The organism is Wolbachia endosymbiont of Drosophila incompta (genome assembly GCF_001758565.1).
Lineage (GTDB): Bacteria > Pseudomonadota > Alphaproteobacteria > Rickettsiales > Anaplasmataceae > Wolbachia > Wolbachia pipientis.
Genome location: NZ_CP011148.1, coordinates 109215 through 111937 on the forward strand (window position 1 = coordinate 109215; position 2723 = coordinate 111937).

Consider the following 2723-nt stretch of genomic DNA (forward strand, 5'->3'; position numbering starts at 1 on the left):
CATCAATTTATTACTTTTTTTTCGGTTTGACACACTTTTTTGAACATTCCCAACGAAAAAAGAAAAACAAGGTTTAATTTTCTTTTTTATTTGCGATTTATCTATTAATTAACCGTGAAAGGTTACGTGTAATGCTTCTTCACATAATTATCAATAATTGCCTTAAATTCTTCAGAGACATTATCACCTTGTAAAGTTTTGAAATATTTGCCGTTTTTGTAGACTGCTGAAACAGGTTTTTCTCCATATCCAGGTAAGCTGATTCCCAAATTTGCGTGTTTGCTTTCTCCAGGACCATTTACTATGCATCCCATAACAGCAATGTTCATATGCTCTACACCTGGATTTTTTTTCTTCCACATCGGCATATGAGTTTTTATATAGCCATTCACCTCTTCAGTTAATATACGAAAACGATCGCTACTCGTGCGCCCACAACCAGGACATGAATTAACCTGAGGGTTAAAGTGTCGCAAGCCTATAGACTGCAATATTTCCTGACACACCACCACTTCATTAGTACGCGATTCACCAGGACGTTGAGTCAAAGAAGCCCGTATTGTATCTCCAATGCCATTTTGCAATAAATAAGTAAGCCCTGCTGCGGTATTTACCACACCTTTATTGCCCATACCAGCCTCAGTTAAACCCAAATGCAGCGCATAATTGGAAGATTTTGCAAGTGCCATATAAACTAAAATTAAATCTTGTACTTTGCTAACTTTACATGAAATGATTATTTTGTTTGAATTTAGACCAATTTCTTCAGCTTTTTTTGCACTATCAAGAGCAGACATTACAAGTGCTTTGCGCAGTATCACATCAGAAGGCCTTGAATTACTAAGCGAAGAGTTTTCATCCATCAATTTTTGCAAAAGGTATTTATCAAGACTACCCCAATTTACCCCAATTCTAACCGGAAGATCGTGCATTATTGCATACTCTATCACCCTTTCAAACTTCTCATCACGTTTGTCGCCAAAGCCTATATTGCCTGGATTGATTCTAATTTTACCCAGCATTTTGATGTTGTCTGGATAATCTTGAACTAATTTATCTAGCTCATATTGACCGCAGCCTACCAATATTTTACCGTCAAAACCTTCTTTATTTATCTCTTCTACTATATAAGGTATTGCTCTTGCTACCTCCTCTGAGTTCAAGGCAATTCGCACCAATTCTGAACCTGTACGCGCTAGTTCTGTTATCTCTTTTGCATAATGTTTTGCGCTACTTTTTATATTATCAGCATCTATATGCACGCCAAGCGCCATAGATTGTACAACTACAGGATTATTTCCGCCTATCTTTACTTTTCCAACTTCTACAACATGAGTTTTGTGCCTGGAAATCTGCGATAATTCATATGTATTATCATTCAATATCAGGTCTTTATCTAGCATATTATTAATGGCCAATATTGTGATACTATTTTACTGTGTCAGCTACACTGCCAAATGAACTTGAACCATTCAAACTATAAGCATCTACGTTATCCAAATTAGCAATAGAATCATGTGAGCACGTTCTTCTTGATGGAGTTTCTTTTATAGTGACATTTATAGGAGAAACTTTCTTTTCTCGTGTTGAAGTAACTTTCTTCTCTTCTTGTTGTTCACTTTCATGCTGCTTATTTTCATACTGGAAAACTGACTCTTGATCTATAAATACAGCACCCCTTAAACGTGCGATATTAATACCATGCTGATTTATCATAGTGCTCTCTTCATCGTCGACTATGCAAGCTTCCATGTCATTTGGCTCATTATCAAGACTAGCAATTTTTTTCTCTTTTAATTTTTTGATTAGATCTTCTTTATTTATAGCTCGATCTTGTAATTTTTTTTTCTTGAGCAATTCCCTACGCTTCTCATACAGTTTATATGACTCAGCAAAATCCTCATCTGTATGAAAGTTTGCACCACCAGGGTTACCAGGAGGTATGTATCTCTTACTGAGCTTAGATTTAGCTTCAGCACTATGCACAGTAAAAAAGCTAGAAACCAAAAACATTAATATAAATAAAATTTTAGAAAAAACCCTAAGCATATGGTGCTATAGTAAATATCGTATTTTAAAAGATAGCAATTAACAAACTTTAAGTAAACCAGAATCTTTACTAACTTTACAATACAAATATTTTTCTAAAAAGTGATATGTTTGCTATCAAAAAAACCTACGCAGACTAAGAGAAGAGTAAGGTGTTACAAGTTGCGTAACACCTTTTCAAGAAAAGTGTTATGCAGCTATATGTTTGCAACTTTTAAGTTATTCTGTAGTTTTTCAGTACCATCGGTAGTATCTACATTATTAAGTTTTGCGTCTGGCGTATCTTTAGATAAGTCGTTTTTTTCTCTTTATCAAGCTTAACTCCCTGATAGATACAGAATGCAACAAAACTAGTTATTGCTATTGCGGCAACAGCACTGACTATGATACAAATTGCCATTATTTTTTGTTGATCTGCTACTGCCTCTGCAAGTGTTTCCACTTTTTCTTGCAGGCCGTTTAAGTGCTCTTGCATAGCTTGAAACTGCTTAGTACCAATCTTGTCTTCTAATGCACTAAAAACTTTTTCAAACTGCTCAACATCTATCTTTTGAGCTTCTTGCCATTCTTTTAATGCACTAAATACCTCTTCAAACTGTTTAGCATCTATCTTTTGAGCTTCTTGCCATTCTTTTAATGCACCAAAAACTTTTTCAAACTGCTCAGCATCAATT

Annotated in this window: 3 protein-coding genes; all 3 read right to left on the bottom strand. The window is 35.0% G+C overall.

The features are described from left to right. Nucleotides 1-122: 122 nt before the first annotated feature. Nucleotides 123-1403, bottom strand: a complete 1281-nt coding sequence (ispG, locus tag WG67_RS00505; RefSeq protein ID WP_070356735.1) for a flavodoxin-dependent (E)-4-hydroxy-3-methylbut-2-enyl-diphosphate synthase — start codon at nucleotides 1401-1403, stop codon at nucleotides 123-125. A 25-nt stretch (nucleotides 1404-1428) separates the two neighbouring features. Continuing rightward, nucleotides 1429-2049: a TRP75-related protein gene (locus WG67_RS00510; protein WP_070356736.1), complete on the bottom strand. Its 621-nt coding sequence runs from the start codon at nucleotides 2047-2049 to the stop codon at nucleotides 1429-1431. 253 nt (nucleotides 2050-2302) lie between these two features. After that, a partial coding sequence (locus WG67_RS00515; protein WP_458694952.1) for a hypothetical protein occupies nucleotides 2303-2723 on the bottom strand: 421 nt, incomplete at its 5' end.

Excerpts from the sequence above, each read along its gene's own strand:
- ispG (WP_070356735.1), bottom strand. The coding sequence starts at position 1,403 with ATGCTAGATAAAGACCTGATATTGAATGATAATACATATGAATTATCG.
- WG67_RS00510 (WP_070356736.1), bottom strand. The coding sequence starts at position 2,049 with ATGCTTAGGGTTTTTTCTAAAATTTTATTTATATTAATGTTTTTGGTT.